Annotated in this window: 24 protein-coding genes and 1 pseudogene; 19 read left to right on the forward strand and 6 right to left on the reverse strand. The window is 63.0% G+C overall.

The window, feature by feature from the left end; translation table 11 throughout:
- Position 1 precedes the first annotated feature (1 nt).
- The 3 genes from FJ988_RS06460 to FJ988_RS06470 form a co-directional block, all read right to left on the reverse strand.
- The gene (locus tag FJ988_RS06460; RefSeq protein ID WP_140815920.1) at positions 2–730 is read right to left on the reverse strand and encodes a hypothetical protein; all 729 of its coding nucleotides are present in this window, start codon (positions 728–730) and stop codon (positions 2–4) included.
- Positions 731–828: 98 nt separating this feature from the next.
- A complete protein-coding gene (locus FJ988_RS06465) occupies positions 829–1,461 on the reverse strand; it encodes a hypothetical protein (RefSeq protein WP_140815921.1) in 633 nt (210 codons plus the stop codon).
- Positions 1,462–1,557: 96 nt separating this feature from the next.
- Positions 1,558–2,205: a 5-formyltetrahydrofolate cyclo-ligase gene (locus FJ988_RS06470; protein WP_140815922.1), complete on the reverse strand. Its 648-nt coding sequence runs from the start codon at positions 2,203–2,205 to the stop codon at positions 1,558–1,560.
- A gap of 174 nt (positions 2,206–2,379) precedes the next feature.
- Between FJ988_RS06470 and FJ988_RS06475 the strand changes: the two are divergent.
- A pseudogene (locus tag FJ988_RS06475) lies at positions 2,380–3,647 on the forward strand (NAD(P)/FAD-dependent oxidoreductase).
- A 132-nt stretch (positions 3,648–3,779) separates the two neighbouring features.
- Positions 3,780–5,753 carry a bifunctional 2',3'-cyclic-nucleotide 2'-phosphodiesterase/3'-nucleotidase gene (locus tag FJ988_RS06480; protein ID WP_140815923.1) on the forward strand — a complete coding sequence of 658 codons (1,974 nt, stop codon included), beginning with the start codon at positions 3,780–3,782 and terminating at the stop codon, positions 5,751–5,753.
- Positions 5,754–5,786: 33 nt separating this feature from the next.
- Here FJ988_RS06480 and FJ988_RS06485 read toward each other — a convergent pair whose 3' ends face one another.
- A complete protein-coding gene (locus FJ988_RS06485) occupies positions 5,787–6,083 on the reverse strand; it encodes a hypothetical protein (RefSeq protein ID WP_140815924.1) in 297 nt (98 codons plus the stop codon).
- A 231-nt stretch (positions 6,084–6,314) separates the two neighbouring features.
- On the opposite strand from FJ988_RS06485, the gene FJ988_RS31360 reads away from it, so the two are divergent.
- From FJ988_RS31360 to FJ988_RS06565, 17 genes are all read left to right on the forward strand, one after another.
- Complete coding sequence (locus tag FJ988_RS31360; protein WP_281407744.1) at positions 6,315–6,443, forward strand: hypothetical protein; 129 nt, start codon at positions 6,315–6,317, stop codon at positions 6,441–6,443.
- 108 nt (positions 6,444–6,551) lie between these two features.
- Entirely contained in the window at positions 6,552–6,842 is a 291-nt protein-coding gene (locus FJ988_RS06490) for a Dabb family protein (RefSeq protein ID WP_140815925.1), read from the forward strand.
- A 58-nt stretch (positions 6,843–6,900) separates the two neighbouring features.
- Positions 6,901–7,776 carry a VOC family protein gene (locus FJ988_RS06495; protein ID WP_140815926.1) on the forward strand — a complete coding sequence of 292 codons (876 nt, stop codon included), beginning with the start codon at positions 6,901–6,903 and terminating at the stop codon, positions 7,774–7,776.
- Positions 7,773–8,633, forward strand: coding sequence for a 3-deoxy-8-phosphooctulonate synthase (kdsA, locus tag FJ988_RS06500; RefSeq protein ID WP_140815927.1), 861 nt, complete (start codon positions 7,773–7,775; stop codon positions 8,631–8,633). The genes FJ988_RS06495 and kdsA overlap by 4 nt, the downstream gene beginning before the upstream one ends.
- Before the next feature lie 97 nt (positions 8,634–8,730).
- Positions 8,731–8,934, forward strand: coding sequence for a dodecin family protein (locus tag FJ988_RS06505; protein ID WP_019858016.1), 204 nt, complete (start codon positions 8,731–8,733; stop codon positions 8,932–8,934).
- A gap of 83 nt (positions 8,935–9,017) precedes the next feature.
- Positions 9,018–9,383 carry a PRC-barrel domain-containing protein gene (locus tag FJ988_RS06510; RefSeq protein WP_140815928.1) on the forward strand — a complete coding sequence of 122 codons (366 nt, stop codon included), beginning with the start codon at positions 9,018–9,020 and terminating at the stop codon, positions 9,381–9,383.
- 380 nt (positions 9,384–9,763) lie between these two features.
- On the forward strand, positions 9,764–11,038 hold the full coding sequence (eno, locus tag FJ988_RS06515; protein ID WP_140815929.1) for a phosphopyruvate hydratase: 1,275 nt from the start codon (positions 9,764–9,766) through the stop codon (positions 11,036–11,038).
- 159 nt (positions 11,039–11,197) lie between these two features.
- Positions 11,198–11,521: a septum formation initiator family protein gene (locus FJ988_RS06520; RefSeq protein WP_140815930.1), complete on the forward strand. Its 324-nt coding sequence runs from the start codon at positions 11,198–11,200 to the stop codon at positions 11,519–11,521.
- Between the two features lie 176 nt (positions 11,522–11,697).
- Positions 11,698–12,735 carry a pyruvate dehydrogenase (acetyl-transferring) E1 component subunit alpha gene (pdhA, locus tag FJ988_RS06525; RefSeq protein WP_140815931.1) on the forward strand — a complete coding sequence of 346 codons (1,038 nt, stop codon included), beginning with the start codon at positions 11,698–11,700 and terminating at the stop codon, positions 12,733–12,735.
- 15 nt (positions 12,736–12,750) lie between these two features.
- Positions 12,751–14,136 carry a pyruvate dehydrogenase complex E1 component subunit beta gene (locus tag FJ988_RS06530; protein WP_140815932.1) on the forward strand — a complete coding sequence of 462 codons (1,386 nt, stop codon included), beginning with the start codon at positions 12,751–12,753 and terminating at the stop codon, positions 14,134–14,136.
- Between the two features lie 18 nt (positions 14,137–14,154).
- Positions 14,155–15,531 (forward strand): pyruvate dehydrogenase complex dihydrolipoamide acetyltransferase, encoded by a 1,377-nt coding sequence (locus FJ988_RS06535; protein ID WP_140815933.1) that lies wholly within the window; start codon positions 14,155–14,157, stop codon positions 15,529–15,531.
- A 13-nt stretch (positions 15,532–15,544) separates the two neighbouring features.
- Complete coding sequence (locus FJ988_RS06540) at positions 15,545–15,970, forward strand: hypothetical protein (RefSeq protein ID WP_140815934.1); 426 nt, start codon at positions 15,545–15,547, stop codon at positions 15,968–15,970.
- Complete coding sequence (locus FJ988_RS06545; protein WP_140815935.1) at positions 15,967–16,605, forward strand: SGNH/GDSL hydrolase family protein; 639 nt, start codon at positions 15,967–15,969, stop codon at positions 16,603–16,605. Before FJ988_RS06540 ends, FJ988_RS06545 begins: the two co-directional genes overlap by 4 nt.
- Positions 16,606–16,626: 21 nt before the next feature.
- Positions 16,627–18,075: a dihydrolipoyl dehydrogenase gene (gene lpdA / locus FJ988_RS06550; protein WP_140815936.1), complete on the forward strand. Its 1,449-nt coding sequence runs from the start codon at positions 16,627–16,629 to the stop codon at positions 18,073–18,075.
- A gap of 156 nt (positions 18,076–18,231) precedes the next feature.
- Positions 18,232–18,489 (forward strand): GlsB/YeaQ/YmgE family stress response membrane protein, encoded by a 258-nt coding sequence (locus FJ988_RS06555; RefSeq protein WP_140815937.1) that lies wholly within the window; start codon positions 18,232–18,234, stop codon positions 18,487–18,489.
- A 125-nt stretch (positions 18,490–18,614) separates the two neighbouring features.
- Complete coding sequence (lipA, locus tag FJ988_RS06560; RefSeq protein WP_140815938.1) at positions 18,615–19,580, forward strand: lipoyl synthase; 966 nt, start codon at positions 18,615–18,617, stop codon at positions 19,578–19,580.
- Positions 19,581–19,586: 6 nt separating this feature from the next.
- Positions 19,587–20,042: a type II toxin-antitoxin system RatA family toxin gene (locus tag FJ988_RS06565; protein ID WP_140815939.1), complete on the forward strand. Its 456-nt coding sequence runs from the start codon at positions 19,587–19,589 to the stop codon at positions 20,040–20,042.
- On the opposite strand, the gene FJ988_RS06570 is transcribed toward FJ988_RS06565, so the two are convergent.
- Positions 20,039–20,527, reverse strand: coding sequence for a CinA family protein (locus tag FJ988_RS06570; protein ID WP_140815940.1), 489 nt, complete (start codon positions 20,525–20,527; stop codon positions 20,039–20,041). The two genes, FJ988_RS06565 and FJ988_RS06570, sit on opposite strands and share 4 nt — an antisense overlap.
- Positions 20,524–21,753 carry a bifunctional 2-C-methyl-D-erythritol 4-phosphate cytidylyltransferase/2-C-methyl-D-erythritol 2,4-cyclodiphosphate synthase gene (locus tag FJ988_RS06575; protein WP_140815941.1) on the reverse strand — a complete coding sequence of 410 codons (1,230 nt, stop codon included), beginning with the start codon at positions 21,751–21,753 and terminating at the stop codon, positions 20,524–20,526. Before FJ988_RS06575 ends, FJ988_RS06570 begins: the two co-directional genes overlap by 4 nt.
- Between the last annotated feature and the right edge of the window lie 36 nt (positions 21,754–21,789).

The raw sequence follows: 21,789 nt of genomic DNA on the forward strand, positions 1-21,789 counted from the left end.
GCTAAGTTTTGGGTTCTGGCACAAGGCTTTGGAACGGAACAGTTGCAACGTTCGGTAGCGTATAGCCATCACCCCCGGGCAGGCAGCTCATCGTCTTCCAACCAACGACGCCATCCGTCGCCAAGCCGCAGGATGTCTGGAGATTCGCCACGGCTTTCTTTGCGTCGGGCGACAGCAGAACCTCGTCGTTGGCGCCAAAGCCAAACTGCAAAAGTGAATCAGAGACGTTGTTTTCATCAGGAAGATGGGATGCCGCATAGCCAGCAGTTCCTGCCAAGGCTATTTCTGCGAATGTGCTGGCCTCGTCTTTTCGGCCTGCCGAACGGTATTGGGCGGCAAGTTGCGAGCTAAGTTTGGCGACAGCGCCCCATTGCTTAGCGTCAACGGATTTACGCAAATCGGTGAAGAGCACGTCATAACCCTGCGGGACTAACCACCCGTCGGGTATTTTTCCTTCTAGAAAAGTCGAGGTCCGGGAAGAGACTCCCGACGAAGAAAGAAGAAAAACAATCGGACCTGTCACCCGGCAGGACTCCCATCTTATGCGTCCTCTCGGATAGCGGATAAGAGATAGCGCCTCGACCCGATACTGGACGTCTGCAGAGCATGCCGCCTCGGAGAGGGTGGCTTTTCCTTCGTCGTCGGTGTCGGTGGCCAGTTGCTCCGTCGTCGTCGAAGTCTTGCGATAGATATGAGCCGGAACACCCACGGAGGGCGTGCCATTGCTCATCACTGTGATCGAGACGCTAACCGCCTCGGCCGATCGCGCTTGGATTGGCATGCCCAACGCGGTTAAAGCAAGCATTACGCATACGAATCGAGGCATGATCAATCTCGAATGATCTTGAGATGAATGAGTTCCGGCTTGTCGGGTGTATTCGTTGGCTTTGTCGCGGTGGCGCGATAATAGGCCAACATAATTATCGCGCAGGCTATGATCCAAAGCGTCGTAACAATGGCCAGGTAGTTGTTGGCGACAATCTCATCGAGGGTGCAGCCCGTAATCAACTTCAGATCGACTTTTTGGTCAGGACCACTCTGGAAATAGAGGAACGGCTTCACATCTTTCGTTCGCAGAACAAGCTTTATTTCGAACGCGGTCCCGGCCGGTAGATCGATTTTCTGTTGGACGATCGAAGGCGAAGGCTCGATAGCATCGGGCATGGCCCAAGGAGGCACCTTTAACATCTGTGCAGACGCATCAGACGGTGATCCGGCAACCCCGAAGCATTCCTCGCTGCCAGGGCAATCAAGTCCAATCGTAACGCCCGATATCCTTACTTTAGGCGACGCATTGGTGAATCGGTACGTTTCATAGGGCGGCTGCGCGGTCCTGCCGTCTTCCACCACCTCGTAACGCAGATACGGGGTGGTGCTTATGTCCTGATAGTATGTCGACAATACCCAAGTGATTACCGACATCAAAATCGTAACCACATAAGGAGCTGATGTAGCAAACATCTCTATCCCACCCTCGCAGCAAACTACCAAGGCGAGTCAGCAACAGCAAATCGAATTTCTCCCTGTACCGATCGGACCCTTGCCGAGGCGGCGAATTCAGCCTTCCGTCACCACTTCGCTCATCGGGATATCGTGCGGCTGCGGGTAGATGGTCGCAATGCGCTGCAGTTCGTAGCCGACGCCGATGACCAATGGCCGGAAAGGCATGGCGGCCAGCGTGCGGTCGAAGAAGCCGCCGCCATAGCCAAGGCGATACTTGCCGGGATCGATGCCGACGATCGGCGAGATCACGATGTCGGGCAGCACAGGCTCGCCTTCGGCCGGGATTGGAATGTTCCAGACGCCTTTCTCCAGCCGGTCACCTGGCTTGTAGGCGCGGAACACCAGTGGCTGCCCCTTTTCAATGACGACAGGCAGCGCAGTGCGACCGCCGCGTTCGTTCACCGAAGCCACCCATCCACGCAGATCTGGCTCGCCGCGAAACGGCCAATAGAGGCTAACTAAGCGGCCGGCAATGTCGCCGATCAAGGCATCGAGCCCTTCCGCAATGCGCGCCGACATTACGGCGCGTGCGTCGGCGGAAACGGCGAGGCGCGCCGCGATCAGCCGCTCGCGTTCGGCCTTGCGCCAGCGCCGCACATCGGTCCAATCGGTGAGCGGCGCTTGGTATTCGGCGTCGAGCTCATGCATGAAGCAAGGCGGCGAGGAATATTGCGCCTGTTCATCGTTGCGATTGTCGGCCATGCCCTGGCTCCTGTCATTCTGCATCACGCTATACCTGCGACAGGGTGCGCTTCATGTGCATTCACGACGCCGCGCGACGACTCTGGGGCATGTTTCCCGTTCCTCAAGACGTTGTTGCAGCGCACAAAAATACCTACATTCCTGTTGTGATTTTACATCGCGAGGTGGGATGAAATGAGCGAAACCAGACATCATGTCGTCGTGGTCGGCGCCGGCTTCGGCGGCCTCGAACTGACGCGCGCGCTGGCCGGAGCGCCAGTGCGCATCACCATGGTCGACAAGCGCAACCACCATCTGTTCCAGCCGCTGCTTTATCAGGTTGCGACCACGTCGCTGGCCACCTCCGAGGTCGCCTGGCCGATCCGCCATCTGCTCAGCAAACGCAAGGACGTCACCACGCTGCTCGGCACCGTCACCGGCGTCGACCGCGCCGGCAAGCGCGTGCTGCTCGAGGACGGCAGTGCGATTGCCTATGACACGCTGGTGCTCGCCACCGGCGCGCGCCACGCCTATTTCGGCCATGACGAATGGGAGCCGTTCGCGCCGGGCTTGAAGACGCTTGAGGACGCCACGGCGATCCGCCGCCGCATCCTGCTCGCCTTCGAGCAGGCGGAGCGCGAAACCGATCCGGCCATGCGCCAGGCGCTGCTGACGCTGGTCATCGTCGGCGGCGGCCCGACCGGCGTGGAGCTTGCCGGCACCATCATCGAGCTCGCGCACGACACGCTGCGCGGCGAATTTCGCAACATCGACACGCGCCAGGCGCGCGTGGTGCTGGTCGAGGCCGGCGACCGTATCCTGCCCAATTTCGCGCAGGAGCTGTCGGCTTACGCAAAGAAGGCGCTGGAGCGGCTCGGCGTCACGGGGTGGAACTCGGCCGTCCTGTCACGCAGCTCGATGCCGAGGGCGTTGTCTTCGGCGACACGCATCTGCCGGCGCGCACCATCCTTTGGGCCGCGGGCGTCGCCGCCTCGCCGGCGGGGGAGTGGCTGGGCGCTGCCACCGACCGCGCGGGCAGGGTGCTGGTCGAGCCCGATCTGACCGTGCCGGGCAGCCCGGAGATCTTCGTCATCGGCGACACCGCCCATGTGCTGCGTCCCGATGGCAAGCCCGTGCCGGGCGTGGCGCCCTCCGCCAAGCAGGAGGGCAAGCATGTCGCCACGACGATCAAGGCGCGGCTTGCCGGCGACGGCGCGGCGCGTCCGTTCCGCTACAAGCATGCTGGCGACCTGGCGACGATCGGTAAATGGTCGGCCGCCATCGACTTCGGCTGGATCAAGCTCACCGGCTGGCTTGCCTGGTGGCTCTGGGGCATCGCTCACATCTATTTCCTGATCGATTTCCGCAACCGGCTCGCCGTGTCGCTTAGCTGGCTTTGGATCTACTTCACCGGCCAACGCAGCGCCCGATTGATCACTCAGGGCGACGACGACAAGAGCTGACGAACGCCGTTCATCGACACGTCACCTTGTCGTGATCGAAAGGCTTTCCGCGCGCATGGACTCAGAGAGTCTTCAGCGCCATGCTCCGGCTCGGGGCAGGGGATTTGTCGCATTGTCGAAGAGGAGAAGACCATGTCGCCGCTGCCCGTTTCCCGCCGCGCATTCCTGGCCGGCGCCGCCGCCAGCGGCGCGCTGATCATGCTCCATCCGTTCTCCGCCCGCGCCGCGACCAATCAGGCGCATCTGAGGATCATGGAGACGACCGACATCCATGTGAACGTGCTGCCCTATGACTATTACGCCGACAAAGCGAACGACACGATGGGCCTGTCGCGCACCGCTTCGCTGATCGATGCCGTGCGCAAGGAAGCCACCAACGCGATGCTGATCGACAACGGCGACCTTCTGCAGGGCAACCCGATGGGCGATTACATCGCCTATGAGAAAGGCATCAAGGACGGCGACCTGCATCCGATCATGAAGGGCATGAACCTGCTCGGCTACGAGTGCTCCACGCTCGGCAATCACGAATTCAACTACGGCCTGTCCTTCCTGGACAAGGTGCTGGCCGGCGCCAATTTCCCCTTCGTCTGCGCGAACCTGATCCGCGGCACCGCGCTGGCCAGCAATCCGCGCGACGACAAGCTCTATCTCAAGCCCTATGTAATCCTCGACAGGAAGATCAAGGACGGCTCCGGCGCCGAACAGCCGATAAGGATCGGCGTCATCGGCTTCGTGCCGCCGCAGATCATGGTCTGGGACCTGAAGAACCTCGAAGGCAACGTCCAGACCCGCGACATCGTCGAGGCGGCCAAGGCCTGGGTGCCACAGATCAAGGAGGAAGGCGCCGACATCGTCATTGCGCTCTCGCATTCCGGCATCGACATCAAGCAGGGCGACAAGATGGAGAACGCCTCCTTCTTCGTCGCCGGCGTCGAGGGCATCGACGCGGTTTTCACCGGCCACCAGCACCTCGTCTTCCCGGGAAAGAAGGATTTCCAGGCGCTCGACGGAGTCGATACGACGAAGGGGACGCTGCAGGGTAAGCCGGCGGTGATGGGCGGCTTCTGGGGCTCGCACATGGGCCTGATCGACCTTTTGCTCGAACGCGAGGGCTCGAAATGGCGGGTGGTTTCGGCAACCTCCGAGGCCCGGCCCATCTACGAGCGGGTCGACAACAAGAACAAGGCGACTGTTCCCGATGACAAGCGCATTATCGCCGCGCTCGAGCAGGACCATCAGGCGACGCTTGCCTATGTGCGCCGCCCGGTCGGCAAGACCTCGGCGCCGCTCTATTCCTATTTCGCGCTGGTCGCCGACGACCCGTCGGTGCAGATCGTCAACCAGGCGCAGTCCTGGTATCTCAAGGACATCCTGAAGAGCACCGAGTGGAAGGATGTGCCGCTGCTTTCGGCGGCGGCGCCCTTCAAGGCCGGTGGCCGCAATGGCGCCGACTACTATACCGACGTTCCGGTGGGCGACATCGCCATCAAGAATGTCGCCGACCTCTATCTTTATCCGAACACCGTGAGGGCAGTGGAAATCACCGGTGCGCAAGTCAAGGAATGGCTGGAGATGTCGGCCGGCATCTTCAACCGGATCGAGCCCGGCAAGGCCGACCAGCCGCTCATCAACACCGATTTCCCGTCCTACAATTTCGACGTCATCGACGGCGTCACCTACAAGATAGACCTGTCGCAGCCGCCGAAATACGATGCCAAAGGCGGTGTCGCCAATGCCGGCTCCAGCCGCATCGTCGATCTCGGCTTCAACGGCAAGCCGATTGATCCGGCTGCTAAATTCGTCGTCGCCACCAACAATTACCGCGCCGGCGGCGGCGGCAATTTCCCCGACATCAACGCTTCGAAGATCATCTATGAGGCGCCGGACACCAACCGCGACGTGATCGTGCGCTACGTCGTCAGCGAGGGCACCATCAATCCGTCCGCCGACGACAACTGGTCGTTCACGCCGCTGCCGGGAACCAGCGTCGTCTTCGAGACCGGCCCAAAAGCCAAGGACTTCATCGACCAGGTGAAATCGCTGAAGATCGAGGCCGCGGGAGACGGCGAGGCGGGTTTCGCCAGATACCGCATCACGCTTTGAAGCCAGCGGCTTCAGCCCGACTGAGGATGGTCTCTACGGTTGCGTCGTCGGGGCTGGCGTCGTCAGCGGTCCCGGCAGCACCGGCTGGATCGACGTGCCGAGCGGGTCGCTGGGTACCGTCAGCGGCGCCATGCCTCGCGGGCGATCGATTTCCTGTATCGACGATGTCGGCACATTGTCGATAAGGTCGCCGACGCCGGGCGTCAGGGTCGGAGCGACCGATGCGCCCAAGGGGTCGTTGGTGACGACGGGCCGGGTCACCCTTGCCTGCGCGTTGCTCGCCGAAACCGCTGCGATGAGCAAGGCTGCGGCTGTGATGGTTCGGTTCATGGAAGCCTCCTGTTGCCAAGGATGGTCGGCGTCCATTGGGATGCTTTGCTGGCGTCGGCCGGCAAGAGAAATGCTGGATAGCCGATCGCGGTTTCATCACATCGGCTCACGAGCGTGTGGCTTGCCGGGCGCTTTCTTCGGGGGCTCCGCTTTCGGTAAAAAAGCCGTGGACTGGAGCAATTGCGGTGAACCCGCTCTGGTTCCGTCCGCCTGTATGCGCTAGTTTTGGCCATGCGTTATGTGATCGTCATCGTCGCCATCGCCTTTTTCCTGATCTGGGACGGCCTCTACCACCATGGCTATTACCTCGATCAGGCGGTCCGGGAGATGTCGCGGATCGTGCGCATGGTAACCGGGTAAACCGGAACCGCAGCGTGCCTAGGCATCGCGGGCGCGACATCGTTGCCGGTTGACGCCGGCGCGCTGCTCCCACAAAACACCGCCGGACTGACGACCAGGGAGGCTGGATTGATCCGGCACATCGTTTTCTTCAGCGTGCGGCGCCCGGAAGATGTCGAGGCCGTGCGGACGGGTCTCGAGGCGCTCGGTAACATCCCGCATTCGAGCCATTTCGAGGTGACCCTCAACACCAAGGTCGATCTTTTTTCTAACGCGATCGACGTAGTCGTCTATGCCGAGTTCGAGGACGAGGCGGCGCTCGCCGCCTATAAGGCGCATCCCATCTACGCCGAGACGACCGGCAAGGTGAAACCGCTGCGCGAACTGCGCTATTCCGCCGACGTGGTGGCCGCCGCCTGAGGCTCTTGATCCAAGCTGCTCTTGAACCGTCGGCGGGAATGGGGCACACCGCGCCGGTATGACCAAAACATCCGCCCACCCGCTCGACCATCTGGTGCTGCCGACCGCGAGCCTTGACGCCGTGCGGACGCGCCTCTCCGCCATCGGCTTCGTCGTCGCGCCGGTTGGCGTCCATCCCTTCGGCACCGAGAATGCTTGCGTCTTTTTCGCCGACGGCACCTATCTCGAGCCGCTTGCGATCGGCAGCGAGCAGACGGCGGACCGCGCCATAGGCGAGGGTAACGTCTTCGTCGCGCGCGACCGTCTCTATCGCCAAACCCTTGGCGATGAAGGCTTTTCCGCCGTCGTGTTCGGAACCGCCAATGCCGCTGCCGATCAAGCGCGCTATGTCGAGGCTGGTCTGTCGGCCGGCGAGATGCTGGGCTTCTCGCGCGCCTTCACCGACGCCAACGGCAAGAGCGATACGGCGTCCTTCAAGCTTGCCTTCCTATCCGACAAGGAGGCCGACGAAGCCTTCCTGTTCGCCTGCCAGCGCATCAACGCGCCGAACATCGACCGGACCGCCCTGCAGGCGCATGCCAATGGCGTGACGGGCATTCTGGAAGTCATCGCCGTCAGCGACAGGCCGGCCGCAAAGATCGGATTGATTGCGACCGCCGCCGAAGCGGATGCAGTCGACGGTGACACGGTGCGGCTGCCCAATGCCAACCTCAGCGTTCTCTCGTCCGAGGACTACGGCTTGCGCTTCGGTCTGACGGTCGCGCCGTCGCCTGATCTGCGCTTCGCAGCCATCGTCTTCTCGGTTCGCGACAAGGCCGCCGCTAGGCGCCTGCTTGCGGACAACGCGGTCCGACACAACATGAGCGGCAACGATATCGTCGTGCCGCCGGCGCCCGGGCAGGGCGCCGCCTGCATCTTCCGGGAGATCCCATGAGCAAGCCGCAAGCGTCCAATTCGATGGCCCCCAATTCATCCGTCACCGTCGGCAAGGTCGTCTTCGCCAACAACGCGCCGCTGTCGCTGATTGCCGGCCCGTGCCAGTTGGAATCGCGCCAGCACGCTTTCGACATGGCCGGCGCGCTGAAGGAACTGACCGAACGGCTTGGCATCGGCCTCGTCTACAAGACCAGCTACGACAAGGCCAACCGCACCTCGCTCTCGGCGACACGCGGCGCCGGCCTCGATGCGGCGATGCCGATCTTCGACGATCTGCGCAAGGCGTTCGGGCTTCCGGTGCTGACCGATGTCCACACCGAAGAGCAATGCGCCATCGTAGCGCCGCATGTCGACGTCCTGCAGATACCTGCCTTCCTGTCGCGCCAGACCGACATGCTGGTCGCCGCCGCCAAGACCGGCAAGGTCATCAACGTCAAGAAGGGCCAGTTCCTCGCGCCCTGGGACATGAAGAACGTGGTCGCCAAGATCACCGGCTCCGGCAATCCCAATGTCCTGACCACCGAGCGTGGCGCCTCCTTCGGCTACAACACGCTGGTGTCCGATATGCGCGCGCTGCCGATTATGGCCGAGATCGGCGCTCCGGTGATCTTCGACGCAACCCATTCGGTGCAGCAGCCGGGCGGGCAGGGCGGTTCGTCGGGCGGCGAACGCCGCTTTGTCGCCACCCTGGCTTGTGCCGCGGTTGCCGTCGGGGTTGCCGGCGTGTTCATCGAGACACATCAGGACCCGGACAACTCCACCTCGTCCGATGGCCCCAACATGCTGCCGCTCAAGGATATGCCGGCCTTGCTGGAAAAGCTGATGGCCTTCGACCGCGTCGCCAAGGGGCACTGATCCGGCCGACCAAAGCCGATCCTGCGCCGGCTTGTGGTTCAACCAAGCCGGCAGTACGCTCGTTTCCGCAACTGAGCGTCTTGGCAGGAGGAAGGCCATGTCCGTCGCCCGCGTCACCGAAATCACGTCATCGTCCAAGAAGAGCTTTCAGGACGCCATCGAGAAGGGCATCGCGCGCGCCGCGAAAACCCTGAAGAATGTCGAGGGCGCCTGGATCCAGGACCAGAAGATCGTGGTCGAGGACGGCAAGATCGCAGCCTACCGGGTCAACATGAAGGTCACCTTCATCCTGGCGGAGTGATCGGCGGTCATTGAAAAACGAGGGAACTTTCGCCTGAGCCCTTCATTGTCGAAGTACCCATAAACGACAACGAGGAGTTCACTATGACCACCCCTTCAGGGCATACCGAAGCCATTGCCGCCTCGCGCGTCATCGGCACATCCGTCTACAACACCGAAGGCAAGAGCATCGGCAGCATCGAGGACGTCATGCTGGACAAGATGTCGAACGGCATCATGTTCGCCGTGATTGGCTTTGGCGGCTTCCTCGGCATGGGCGAGAAATATCACGCCGTGCCGTGGGCCACGCTCGACTACGATGAGCACAAGGGCGGCTATGTCGTGCCTTTCACCAAGCAGCAACTCGAGGCAGCACCCGCTTACTCGATCAAGGAACTGACAGGCGCCGACGGCGAGGCCGCGCGCGATGCTTCCTTCGGCTACTACAAGGTCACGCCTTACTGGCATTAAGCGCTGACGATCAAACAGAAGGCCCCCGGACATCTTGCCGGGGGCCTTCTGTATTCGCTCTACTCTGCTTGCAGCGTCGGAAGCTCCATAGAGCTCTGCTGGGGTTTCTGGGTATCGCAGGACGTCAGGAACGCCGCCGCGATCAGAAACAAACTCACGATACCGCTCAATTGGGACATGGCGAAACCCTCTCCTGTTTCGCCCCGCGCGAATCCGAGCTTAGATCAGAAGGTTGCGTCGCGCGCATGACTTATGATGACAGAAATTTGCGCTTCGTGAATCCGGCCTTCGCCAATTATTGCCGGCCTGCCGATTGCCTTTTGCGCCGCTTTGGCTAAGAGGGGCGCGACGCTTCAATCGATCAATCGGGGACATCGCAAATGACCGCCATCATCGACATTGTCGGGCGTGAAATCCTGGACAGCCGTGGCAATCCGACCGTCGAGGTCGACGTGGTGCTGGAGGACGGCTCGATGGGCCGCGCCGCGGTGCCGTCGGGCGCTTCGACCGGCGCGCATGAAGCGGTCGAAGTTCGCGACGGCGGCCCGCGCTATCTCGGCAAGGGCGTGCAGCGCGCCGTCGAGGCCGTGAACGGCGAATTGTTCGAGGCCATCGGCGGCATGGAAGCCGAGAACCAGATCCATATCGACCAGACGATGATCGAACTCGACGGCACGCCGAACAAGAGCCGCCTCGGCGCCAACGCCATACTCGGCGTGTCGCTGGCCGTCGCGAAGGCAGCCGCCGAAGCCGCCGGCTTGCCGCTCTACCGTTATGTCGGCGGCGCCAACGCGCATATCCTGCCGGTGCCGATGATGAACATCATCAATGGCGGCGCGCATGCCGACAACCCGATCGACTTCCAGGAATTCATGATCCTGCCGGTCGGTGCGCCAACGCTGCGCGAAGGCGTGCGCTGGGGTTCGGAAATCTTCCACACGCTGCGCAAGAAGCTGAAGGAAGCCGGCCACAACACCAATGTTGGCGACGAGGGCGGCTTCGCGCCAAACCTAAAGAGCGCGCCGGCCGCGCTCGACTTCGTCATGGAATCGATCGTGCAGGCCGGCTTCAAGCCGGGCGAGGAAGTCGCGCTCGGTCTCGATTGCGCGGCGACCGAATTCTTCAAGGACGGCAACTACGTCTATGAAGGCGAGAAGAAGACCCGCGATCCGAAGGCGCAGGCCAAATATCTCGCCAAGCTCGCCGGCGACTATCCGATCATCACCATCGAGGACGGCCTTGCCGAGGACGACTGGGAAGGCTGGAAGATCCTGACCGACCTGATCGGCAAGAAGGTCCAGCTCGTCGGCGACGATCTCTTTGTCACCAACACGGCGCGTCTGCGCGACGGCATCCGCATGGGCGTCGCCAACTCGATCCTGGTCAAGGTCAACCAGATCGGCTCGCTGACCGAGACGCTCGACGCCGTCGAGACCGCGCACAAGGCCGGTTACACCGCCGTCATGTCGCACCGCTCGGGCGAGACAGAGGATTCGACCATCGCCGACCTCGCGGTCGCGACGAATTGCGGGCAGATCAAGACCGGCTCGCTGTCGCGCTCGGACCGCACCGCCAAGTACAACCAGCTGATCCGCATCGAGGAAGAGCTCGGCAAGCAGGCGCGCTACGCCGGCAAGTCGGTGATCAAGGGCTGACGGCAACCAAATCCGGAATCTCGAAAGGGCGGGTTCTTCCCGCCCTTTTTCGTTTCGCCCCGCCTGCAATCTCGGCGCTCCGTAACCGTCCATTAAGCACAATTGGGCGAAATGAGACTCGTAGGGTCGCTTGCGTTCGCGGCCGCGAGGGTTCGGGTCATGTGGACACGTCAGCACAAGCAGCGAAACACCGGCAGGCTGATCATTCCCTCGCTCTGCGTGCTGTTCCTCGCCTATTTCGGCTTCCACGCCTATCACGGCGAATTCGGCATCTATTCCAAGTACCGGCTGGAGGCCCGCAAGGCCGAACTGCAGGCGCAACTCGATGCCGTCAAGGCGCGCCGCGTCGACTTCGAGCGCCGCGTCCAGCTGCTGCATGAGGGCACGCTGGAGAAGGACATGCTTGACGAGCAGGCCCGAAAGGCGCTCAATCTGTCTCAGCCTGACGAAATCACCATCATGTTGCCCGCTTCGGCGAAATAACCGAATTTCGGTTAATCGGCCTTATTTATAATGATTCTAATCGCTTAGATGCATGCCAGCCATGCATTTTTCAGCATGGCGCAATGCATCCTTGCATGTTAGCCTCGCGCAAATCGGTTGGGAGGCTTTTCGCGCTCCCCGAATGTCCGCAAAGAGACGCCAACAGGGAGTGACGCATGGCCACCGCCGCCAAAAAAGCGCCCGTTAAATCCAAATCCGACAAACTGCAAAATCTCTCCGCGCCGAAGCCGGCCGATTTCACCAAGGAAGAAGAGCTTTCCGCCTACCGGCACATGCTCTTGATCCGCCGCTTCGAGGAAAAGGCCGGCCAGCTCTACGGCATGGGCTTCATCGGCGGCTTCTGCCATCTCTATATCGGCCAGGAGGCCGTCGTCACCGGCATGAAGATGTCGCTGATCGAAGGCGACCAGATGATCACCGCCTATCGCGACCACGGCCATATGTTGGCGATGGACCTGTCGCCGCGCGGCGTCATGGCCGAGCTCACCGGACGCGGCGGCGGCCTGTCGAAAGGCAAGGGCGGCTCCATGCATATGTTCTCCAAGGAGAAGCATTTCTACGGCGGCCACGGCATCGTCGGCGCGCAGGTGTCGCTCGGCACCGGCCTCGCCTTCGCCAACCGCTATCGCGAGAACAAGAATGTCTCGCTGACCTATTTCGGCGACGGCGCCGCCAACCAGGGCCAGGTCTATGAAAGCTTCAACATGGCCTCGCTGTGGAAGCTGCCGGTGATCTACATTATCGAAAACAACCGCTACGCCATGGGCACGTCGGTGTCGCGCTCGTCCGCCGAGACCGATTTCTCGCATCGCGGCGCCTCCTTCAAGATTCCCGGCATCCAGGTCGACGGCATGGATGTGCGCGCCGTGAAGTCGGCCGCCGATGTCGCCACCGAATGGTGCCGCGCCGGCAACGGCCCGCTGATCCTCGAGATGCAGACCTATCGCTATCGCGGCCATTCGATGTCCGATCCGGCGAAGTACCGCTCCAAGGAAGAAGTGCAGAAGATGCGTTCCGAGCACGACCCGATCGAGCAGGTCAAGGCGCGCCTGACCAGCAAGAAGTGGGCGAGCGAAGACGACCTCAAGGCCATCGACAAGGAGGTGCGCGACATCGTCGCCGACGCCGCCGAATTTGCCCAGCACGACGCCGAGCCGGATCCGTCCGAGCTCTGGACCGACATCGTACTGTAAAGGGAGGGCAAGGACATGCCGATCGAAATTCTCATGCCCGCGCTCTCGCCGACGATGGAAGAGGGCAATCTTTCCAAGTGGTTGAAGAACGAAGGCGACAAGATCGTCGCCGGCGACGTCATCGCCGAGATCGAGACCGACAAGGCGACGATGGAAGTCGAAGCCGTCGATGAAGGCACGCTTGCCAAGATCGTGGTTCCGGCCGGCACCGAAGGCGTCAAGGTCAATGCGGTGATCGCCGTGCTTGCTGTCGAAGGTGAAGATACCGACAAGGCCGGCGAAGGTATCGGCGAAGAAGCGCCGAAGGCTGCGGCAGCAGCGCCTGCGCCCGCCGCGGCCAAGAGCGAGGCGGCTGCGCCTGTCGCCGCCGCGCCGAAGACGGAAGTCGCCGCCGACCCGGACATTCCGGCCGGCACCGAGATGGTCTCGACCACCGTGCGCGAGGCGCTGCGTGACGCCATGGCCGAGGAAATGCGCCGCGACGGCGATGTCTTCGTCATGGGCGAGGAAGTTGCCGAGTACCAGGGCGCCTACAAGATCACGCAGGGCCTGCTGCAGGAATTCGGTCCGCGCCGCGTCGTCGACACGCCGATCACCGAGCACGGCTTTGCCGGCGTCGGCGTCGGCGCGGCGATGGCCGGCCTGAAGCCGATCGTCGAGTTCATGACGTTCAACTTCGCCATGCAGGCGATCGACCAGATCATCAACTCGGCCGCCAAGACGCTCTATATGTCGGGCGGCCAGATGGGCGCGCCGATCGTCTTCCGCGGCCCGAATGGTGCCGCGGCCCGCGTCGCCGCCCAGCACTCGCAGTGCTATGCCGCCTGGTACAGCCACATCCCCGGCCTCAAGGTGGTGATGCCCTACACGGCCGCCGACGCCAAGGGCCTGCTCAAGGCCGCGATTCGCGACCCGAACCCGGTCATCTTCCTCGAGAACGAAATTCTCTACGGCCAGTCCTTCGATGTGCCGAAGCTAGAGGATTTCGTGCTGCCGATCGGCAAGGCGCGCGTCCACAAGCCGGGTAAGGATGTCACCATCGTCTCCTTCGGCATCGGCATGACCTATGCCATCAAGGCGGAGGCCGAACTGCGCGGCATGGGCATCGATGCCGAGATCATCGATCTCCGCTCCATCCGTCCGCTCGACTTCGACACCATCATCGCTTCGGTGAAGAAGACCAACCGTTTGGTGGTGGTCGAAGAAGGTTTCCCGCAGAGCTCGGTCGGCGACCACATCGCCAACCAGGTGTCGCAGCGCGCCTTCGACTTCCTCGACGCGCCGGTCATCACCATCGCCGGCAAGGACGTGCCGATGCCTTACGCCGCGAACCTCGAAAAGCTGGCGCTGCCCAATGTCGGCGAGGTCGTCGAGGCAGTCAAAGCCGTTAGCTATCGCTGAGCCGGTCGGGAGGAAAAAATGCCAATCAACATCACCATGCCGGCGCTCTCGCCCACGATGGAAGAGGGCAATCTGTCAAAATGGCTGGTCAAGGAAGGCGATAAGGTCGCGCCGGGCGACGTGATCGCCGAGATCGAAACCGACAAGGCGACGATGGAAGTCGAAGCCGTTGACGAAGGCACGGTCGCCAAGCTGGTCGTTCCGGCCGGCACCGAAGGCGTGAAGGTCAACGCGCTGATCGCGATTCTGGCTGGCGAAGGCGAGGATGCCGGCGCGGCGGCCAAGGGCGGTGGCGATGCCGCGCCCAAGGCCGAGACGCCGAAAGCGGATGCTCCGAAAGCTGAAGCACCCAAGGAAGCGCCAAAAGCGGCAGCTGCCGCAGCCCCCGCACCGGCGAAGGCCGAGACGGCTCCCGTCGCCAACGGCCACGCCTCAGGCGAGCGTGTCTTCGCTTCGCCGCTGGCGCGCCGCATCGCCAAGGATGCCGGTGTCGATGTGTCCGCCGTGACCGGCACCGGCCCGCATGGCCGCGTGGTTCGCGCCGATGTCGAGGCGGCGATTTCTTCCGGCGGCGCGAAGGCGGCACCTGCCGCCAAGGCTCCGGCCGGCGCCCCCGCCACGGCTCCCGCCCCGGCAGCCAAGCCGATGTCGGACGACCAGGTGCTGAAACTGTTCGCCGAAGGCTCCTACGAGCTCGTGCCGCATGACAACATGCGCAAGACCATCGCGCGCCGCCTGGTCGAGGCGAAGAGCACCATCCCGCATTTCTACCTGACGCTGGATTGCGAATTGGACGCTCTGCTCGCGCTGCGCACGCAGCTCAATGCGGCGGCACCGGTGAAGAAGACCGACAAGGGCGAAGTTCCGGCCTACAAACTCTCGGTCAACGACATGGTCATCAAGGCGATGGCGATGGCGCTGATGGCGGTGCCGGATGCCAATGCGTCGTGGACCGACAGCGCCATGGTCAAGCACCGGCATGCCGATGTCGGCGTCGCGGTCTCCATTCCCGGCGGGCTGATCACGCCGATCATCCGCCATGCGGATGAAAAGACGCTGTCCACCATCTCCAACGAGATGAAGGACCTGGCGAGCCGTGCCAGGAGCCGCAAGCTGAAGCCGGAGGAATACCAGGGCGGCACGACGGCGGTGTCCAATCTCGGCATGTTCGGCATCAAGGACTTTGCCGCCGTCATCAACCCGCCGCATGCGACGATCCTGGCGGTCGGTGCCGGCGAGGAGCGGGCGGTGGTCAAGAAGGGCGAGATCAGAATAGCGACCGTGATGTCGGTGACGCTGTCGACCGATCACCGTGCCGTCGACGGCGCGCTGGGCGCCGAGCTGCTCGGCGCCTTCAAGCGCCTGATCGAAAACCCGATGGGCATGCTGGTCTAACAAGGAAAAGGCGGTGCGGGCACTCTTCACCAGCCTTTTCGCCTTCATCCTTTCCGGGTTCCTCGGCGGGGTGGTCGCGCAGCAATTAGCGGTCGCGACCGGCGCAACGGAAGAATACATCGTGGTCTTCATGGCAACGGCGCTGGTTGCCATCCTGGTGACGGCCTTCTTCTTCGTGGCCCAGTTCCGTTCCGACCCGGTTCGCGCGGCCGACCGGACGATGTGGCGACTGCTCGCCATATTTGGGCTTGCGCTGGTCGTGCTTGCCGGCTGGACATTCGCGGAGCCGGCCGCGAACGGGTCGACGGCGCGCGATCTTTCGATCATTGCCGGGCTGATCCTGCCCGGCGCGGCAACGATCCTGGTGCAATGGTTGTTCGTGCGCTGGCGGCTCAAACGTGCGGCGATCAAGTTCGGTAGAGACGGGGCAAACGCGTGAAGACAATTCTCTGCTACGGCGACTCTTTGACCTGGGGCTATGACGCCGCCAGCCTTGGCCGCCATGCGCTGGAAGACCGCTGGCCGAGTGCGCTGAAGGCCGAGCTCGGCAGCGACATCGAAGTCATCGCTGAAGGCCTCAACGGCCGCACCACGGCCTTCGACGACCATCTGGCCGGGGCCGACCGCAACGGCGCCCGCTTGCTGCCGACGATTCTGACAAGCCATGCGCCGCTCGACTTGATCATCATCATGCTCGGCTCCAACGACATGAAGCCGTGGATCCACGGCAATCCGGTCGCCGCCAAGCAGGGCATGCAGCGTCTCATCGATATCATACGCGGCCACGACTACCCGTTCGACTGGCCGGCGCCGCAGATCCTCCTCGTTTCGCCGCCCGCCGTATCGAGCACCGACAATGCCGAGTTCAACGAAATGTTCGCCGGCGGCGACGACGCCTCGAAGCGGCTGGCGGCGCAGTATTCGGCGCTGGCCGACGATGCCGGCTGCGGCTTCTTCGATGCGGGCAGCGTTGCAACCACCACGCCGCTCGACGGCGTCCATCTCGATGCCGAAAACACGCGCTATGTCGGGCGGGCCCTAGCGCCGCTCGTGCGCGTGATGCTGGAACTCTAGAAAGAAAACCGGAGAAAACCCGTGGCTGAATCCTACGACGTCATCATCATCGGCTCAGGCCCCGGCGGCTACGTCACGGCGGTGCGTTCCGCCCAGCTCGGCTTCAAGACGGCGATCGTCGAGCGCGAGCATCTCGGCGGCATCTGCCTCAACTGGGGTTGCATCCCGACCAAGGCGCTGCTGCGCTCGGCCGAGATCATGCATTATTCGGATCATCTGAAGGATTACGGCCTGAAGCTCGAAGGTGGCAAAATCAGCCCCGACACGGCGGCCGTCGTCGACCGCTCGCGAAAAGTGTCGCTGCGGCTCAACACCGGCGTCGGCTTCCTGATGAAGAAGAACAAGGTCGACGTCATCTGGGGCGACGCGAAGCTGTCGAAACCCGGTGAGGTCGTCGTTTCGAAGACGGCGAAGAAGGCGATGGAGCCGCAGCCGCCGGTGCCGAAAGGCGTCAAGGGTGAGGGCACCTACACCGCCAAGCACATCATCCTCGCCACCGGCGCCCGGCCGCGCGCGCTGCCCGGCATCGAGCCGGACGGCAAGCTGATCTGGACCTATTTCGAGGCCATGGTGCCGAAGGAAATGCCGAAGTCGCTGCTGGTGATGGGCTCCGGCGCCATCGGCATCGAGTTCGCCTCCTTCTACCGCACCATGGGCGCCGACGTGACCGTGGTCGAGTTGATGCCGGCGGTGATGCCGGTCGAGGACGCCGAAGTCTCGAAATTCGCGCAAAAGCAGTTCGAGAAGCAGGGGATGAAGATCATCCTCGAAGCCAAGGTGACCAAGGTCGAGAAATCAGCCAACTCGGTCACCGCGCATGTCGAGATGAAGGACGGCAAGGTCGAGAAGATCACCACCGACCGCATGATCTCGGCGGTCGGCGTACAGGGCAACATCGAAGGCCTCGGGCTGGAAGCGCTCGGCGTCAAGACCGACCGCGGCTGCGTCGTCGTCGACGGCTACGGCAAGACGAATGTGCCCGGCATCTACGCCATCGGCGACGTCGCCGGCCCGCCGATGCTCGCCCACAAGGCCGAGCATGAAGGCGTGATCTGCATCGAAAAGATCGCCAATGTCCCGGGCGTGCACGCCATCGACAAGTTGAAGATCCCCGGCTGCACCTATTGCAGCCCGCAGGTCGCTTCCGTCGGCCTGACCGAAGCCAGGGCCAAGGCCGAAGGCAAGGACATCCGCGTCGGCCGCTTCCCGTTCAGCGCCAACGGCAAGGCGATCGCGCTCGGCGAGGACCAGGGTTTCATCAAGACCATCTTCGACAAGAAGACCGGCCAATTGCTCGGCGCGCATATGGTCGGCGCCGAGGTGACCGAGCTCATCCAGGGTTTCGTCGTGGCGATGAACCTGGAAACCACCGAGGAAGAGCTGATGCACACCATCTTCCCGCACCCGACACTGTCGGAGATGATGAAGGAAAGCGTGCTCGACGCCTATGGCCGCGCTTTGAACGCATGATAGGCCACCGACTGGTGATAGATCACCAATCGGTGATAGACGGCCAAACCGTGCTAACGTGGTCGCGCGAGTCTCACACGCGGCAGCCGGAGAAATCTGACAGCAAGGCAGTTCGTATCCGGATGCATTTTTACCTGATCGAGGAGGAACTGGCATATGCATATGAACGGCGTCGGCTGGGTCGCAGCCATCATCGTCGGCGGCCTTGCGGGCTGGCTGGCCGAGATGGTGATGAAGAGCAACACCGGCATCTTCATGAACATCATCATGGGCATCGTCGGCGCGATCGTGCTGAACGCGATCCTGCAGGCTCTCAACATCCAGTCTTTCGGCGTCGGCTGGGTGGCTTATCTGATCACCGGCTTCATCGGCGCCTGCCTGCTGATCTTCGTCGGACGGCTGGTACGCCGCTAGACGATTACCGTTATGCAAAAACGGCCGTGGCGGCATGCGCCGCCACGGCCTTTTTCTTTGCCGCGAAAAGTCTTAGATGACGATAGACAGGCGGCTGCCGAAATCGCGGCCGCGAAGGGTTTGAGATGGTCACAGTCGTAGACACGATCGCCAACCGGCCGCGCCCGCGGCATCCCGAGAAGGCGCACCGGCCCGACCAGGAGGTGCTGCGCAAGCCGGACTGGATCCGCGTCAAGGCGCCCGTCTCCAAAGGCTATGCCGAAACGCGCGAGATCGTGAAATCGCACAAGCTGGTGACGGTATGCGAGGAGGCCGGCTGCCCGAACATCGGCGAATGCTGGGACAAGAAGCACGCCACCTTCATGATCATGGGCGAGATCTGCACCCGCGCCTGCGCCTTCTGCAATGTCGCGACCGGCATCCCGACCGCGCTCGACCCGGATGAGCCGGCGCGCGTGGCGCACGCGGTGAAACAGATGGGGCTGAGCCACGTCGTCATCACTTCGGTCGACCGCGACGATCTCGCCGACGGCGGCGCGAAGCATTTCGCCGACGTCATCCGCGCCATCCGCGCCGCGACGCCATCGACCACCATCGAAATCCTGACGCCGGACTTCCTGCGCAAGGACGGCGCGCTGGAGATCGTCGTGGCGGCCAAGCCCGACGTCTTCAACCACAATCTGGAAACCGTGCCGTCGAACTACCTGACGGTGCGCCCCGGCGCCCGTTACTTCCATTCGATCCGGCTCTTACAGCGCGTGAAAGAACTCGATCCGTCGATCTTCACCAAGTCCGGCATCATGGTCGGGCTCGGCGAGGAGCGCAACGAAGTGCTGCAGCTGATGGACGACCTGCGTTCGGCCAATGTCGACTTCATGACCATCGGCCAGTATCTGCAGCCCTCGAAGAAGCACCATCCGGTGATCCGCTTCATCCCGCCGGACGAGTTCAAGTCCTACGAGACGGTCGGCAAGACCAAGGGTTTTCTGCTGATGGCGTCGAGCCCGCTGACGCGCTCCTCGCATCATGCCGGCGAGGATTTCGCCAGGCTGCGCGCGGTGCGCGAAGCGCAGCTCAAAAAGGCCAGCTGACGCTCTATGCCGAAATTCGAGGCGACCCGCCAAGTCGCGCATTCACCGCAGGAAATGTTCGCGCTGGTGGCCGACATCGAGGCCTATCCGCAATTCCTGCCCCTCTGCGAAGCGCTCACCGTGCGCTCGCGCAAGGAGCGCGACGGCCGCGCCATCCTGGTCGCTGATATGAGCATCGGCTACAAGGCGATCCGCGAGACCTTTACCACGCAGGTGCTGTTGAAACCCGACGAGAAGGCCATCGACGTCAAATACATCGACGGCCCGTTCAAATATCTCAGCAACATCTGGCGCTTTGACCCCGCAAGCAGCGGTTGCGAAGTGCATTTCTTCATCGACTACGAGTTCAAGAGCCGCATCCTCGGCGCGCTGATGGGCACGATGTTCGACCGTGCCTTCCGCATGTTTTCCGAAGCCTTCGAGAAACGCGCCGACGTGATCTACGGACCGAAGCCGGCTTAGTCCTTGCCCAGCGCTCGCAAGCCTAGCTGCAGCGCGCGCCGCACCGTCTCGTGCCTGATGAACTCGCGGCCCTTGTGACCGAACAATTGCTGCTCGGCGACGACCGGCTGGCCGGCAAGCGAGATCCCGAACCAGACCAGGCCGACCGGCTTTTCCGGCGAGCCGCCGCTGGGGCCGGCAATGCCGGTGACGGCAAGCGCGATCTTGGCCTGCGAATGCGTCAGCGCGCCGGCAGCCATCTCCAGCACCGTCTCGCGCGAGACCGCGCCATGCGCTTCGATCGTGGCGGCGGAGACGCCCAGCATCTCCATCTTGGCTTCGTTGGAATAGGTGATGAAGCCGCGATCGACCACCGCCGAGGAACCGGCGATATCGGTCAGCGCGGCAATGATCAGGCCGCCGGTACAGCTTTCGGCTGTCGCCAGCATGATGCCATGCTCCTGGCAGGCCTCGAGCAGGGCGATGGCGAGTTCGGCGTTGCTCATGCCGGCACGTCTCCCGGATAGACGACACTTGCGGTGGCGATCGCCGCGATGCCTTCGCCGCGCCCGACAAAGCCGAGCTTTTCATTGGTCGTCGCCTTGATCGAGATGCGCTCCGGCGCAATGCCGAGCATTGCCGAAAGCGCTTCCGTCATCGCGGCGCGATGCGGCCCGACGCGCGGCGCCTCGCAGATCAGCGTGATGTCGGCATTAGCGATGCGCCCGCCGCGCTCACGCACCAGCTTGGCGGCGTGTTCGACGAAGATTTTCGAGGCGGCACCCTTCCATTGCGGGTCGGAGGGCGGGAAATGCGTGCCGATATCGCCGGCGCCGCAAGTGGCTAGCAGCGCATCGGTCAGCGCATGGAGCCCGACATCGGCATCCGAATGGCCGGAAAGCTTACGGTCGTAAGGTATGGCGACGCCGCACAGCGTGACATGGTCGCCGGGCTCGAACGCATGCACGTCATAGCCGTTGCCGGTGCGGATATCCGGGAAGCGCTGCTGGGTGCTGGAAAGCCGCTGGTCGGCCAATGCGATATCCCTTGCCCAGGTGAGTTTGACGTTGTCCGGCGATCCCGGAACGATCTTGACCGGGATCTGCGCCCATTCGGCGATGGCCGCGTCGTCGGTGAAATCCTCGCGGCCGAGATTATGCGCTTTCTCATGCGCCGCCAGCAGGGTCCGGTAAGGGAAGCCCTGTGGCGTCTGCGCGGCGTGGAGGCCGGCCCTCGGCACGGTCTCCTGGATCATCCCGGTCGCGGATTCGCGCTTCAGCGTGTCGGCGACCGGAAGGCAGGGCAGGGCACCCTGGCGGTCGTCGATCGCCTCGATGGTGCGGTCGATGATGGTAGCATCGACGAAGGGCCGCACCGCGTCGTGAACCAGCACTTTGCCCGGCGCATGCTCTTTGAGCGCCAGCAGGCCGAGCCTCACCGAGGCCTGCCGCGACGCGCCGCCGATCACTGTGATGAGGCGCCCGGCATGCATTCCCGCCGCGCGTTGCAAAAGCTCGGCGTCGTCGGCATGGATCGCGACGACGACGGGGCCGATCATCGGGTGCGAGAGAAAAACATCCAGTGTGTGCGCGATCACGGCGCGGCCGCCGATGCGCTGATACTGTTTCGGGCCGTCGGCCTGTCCGGCGCGCGCGCCACGGCCGGCGGCGACGATCACCACCCCGATGCCGCCGCTTGGGTCAGCCGCTCGCTTTTCACTTGCCTCGCTCATTCGGATCGGTCCTAGTCGCGGTCTCGGCCGAAGGCC

It is taken from the genome of Mesorhizobium sp. CU3 (genome assembly GCF_006442965.1).
Lineage (GTDB): Bacteria > Pseudomonadota > Alphaproteobacteria > Rhizobiales > Rhizobiaceae > Mesorhizobium.

Coding starts and splice junctions, on each gene's coding strand:
- pdhA (WP_140815931.1), top strand. CDS start 11,698: ATGGCCACCGCCGCCAAAAAAGCGCCCGTTAAATCCAAATCCGACAAA.
- lipA (WP_140815938.1), top strand. CDS start 18,615: ATGGTCACAGTCGTAGACACGATCGCCAACCGGCCGCGCCCGCGGCAT.
- FJ988_RS06570 (WP_140815940.1), bottom strand. CDS start 20,527: ATGAGCAACGCCGAACTCGCCATCGCCCTGCTCGAGGCCTGCCAGGAG.
- FJ988_RS06510 (WP_140815928.1), top strand. CDS start 9,018: ATGACCACCCCTTCAGGGCATACCGAAGCCATTGCCGCCTCGCGCGTC.
- FJ988_RS06495 (WP_140815926.1), top strand. CDS start 6,901: ATGACCAAAACATCCGCCCACCCGCTCGACCATCTGGTGCTGCCGACC.
- FJ988_RS06555 (WP_140815937.1), top strand. CDS start 18,232: ATGCATATGAACGGCGTCGGCTGGGTCGCAGCCATCATCGTCGGCGGC.
- eno (WP_140815929.1), top strand. CDS start 9,764: ATGACCGCCATCATCGACATTGTCGGGCGTGAAATCCTGGACAGCCGT.
- FJ988_RS06505 (WP_019858016.1), top strand. CDS start 8,731: ATGTCCGTCGCCCGCGTCACCGAAATCACGTCATCGTCCAAGAAGAGC.
- kdsA (WP_140815927.1), top strand. CDS start 7,773: ATGAGCAAGCCGCAAGCGTCCAATTCGATGGCCCCCAATTCATCCGTC.
- FJ988_RS06575 (WP_140815941.1), bottom strand. CDS start 21,753: ATGAGCGAGGCAAGTGAAAAGCGAGCGGCTGACCCAAGCGGCGGCATC.
- FJ988_RS06485 (WP_140815924.1), bottom strand. CDS start 6,083: ATGAACCGAACCATCACAGCCGCAGCCTTGCTCATCGCAGCGGTTTCG.
- FJ988_RS06465 (WP_140815921.1), bottom strand. CDS start 1,461: ATGTTTGCTACATCAGCTCCTTATGTGGTTACGATTTTGATGTCGGTA.
- FJ988_RS31360 (WP_281407744.1), top strand. CDS start 6,315: ATGCGTTATGTGATCGTCATCGTCGCCATCGCCTTTTTCCTGATCTGG.
- FJ988_RS06530 (WP_140815932.1), top strand. CDS start 12,751: ATGCCGATCGAAATTCTCATGCCCGCGCTCTCGCCGACGATGGAAGAG.
- FJ988_RS06470 (WP_140815922.1), bottom strand. CDS start 2,205: ATGGCCGACAATCGCAACGATGAACAGGCGCAATATTCCTCGCCGCCT.
- FJ988_RS06520 (WP_140815930.1), top strand. CDS start 11,198: ATGTGGACACGTCAGCACAAGCAGCGAAACACCGGCAGGCTGATCATT.
- FJ988_RS06480 (WP_140815923.1), top strand. CDS start 3,780: ATGTCGCCGCTGCCCGTTTCCCGCCGCGCATTCCTGGCCGGCGCCGCC.
- FJ988_RS06565 (WP_140815939.1), top strand. CDS start 19,587: ATGCCGAAATTCGAGGCGACCCGCCAAGTCGCGCATTCACCGCAGGAA.
- FJ988_RS06460 (WP_140815920.1), bottom strand. CDS start 730: ATGAGCAATGGCACGCCCTCCGTGGGTGTTCCGGCTCATATCTATCGC.
- FJ988_RS06535 (WP_140815933.1), top strand. CDS start 14,155: ATGCCAATCAACATCACCATGCCGGCGCTCTCGCCCACGATGGAAGAG.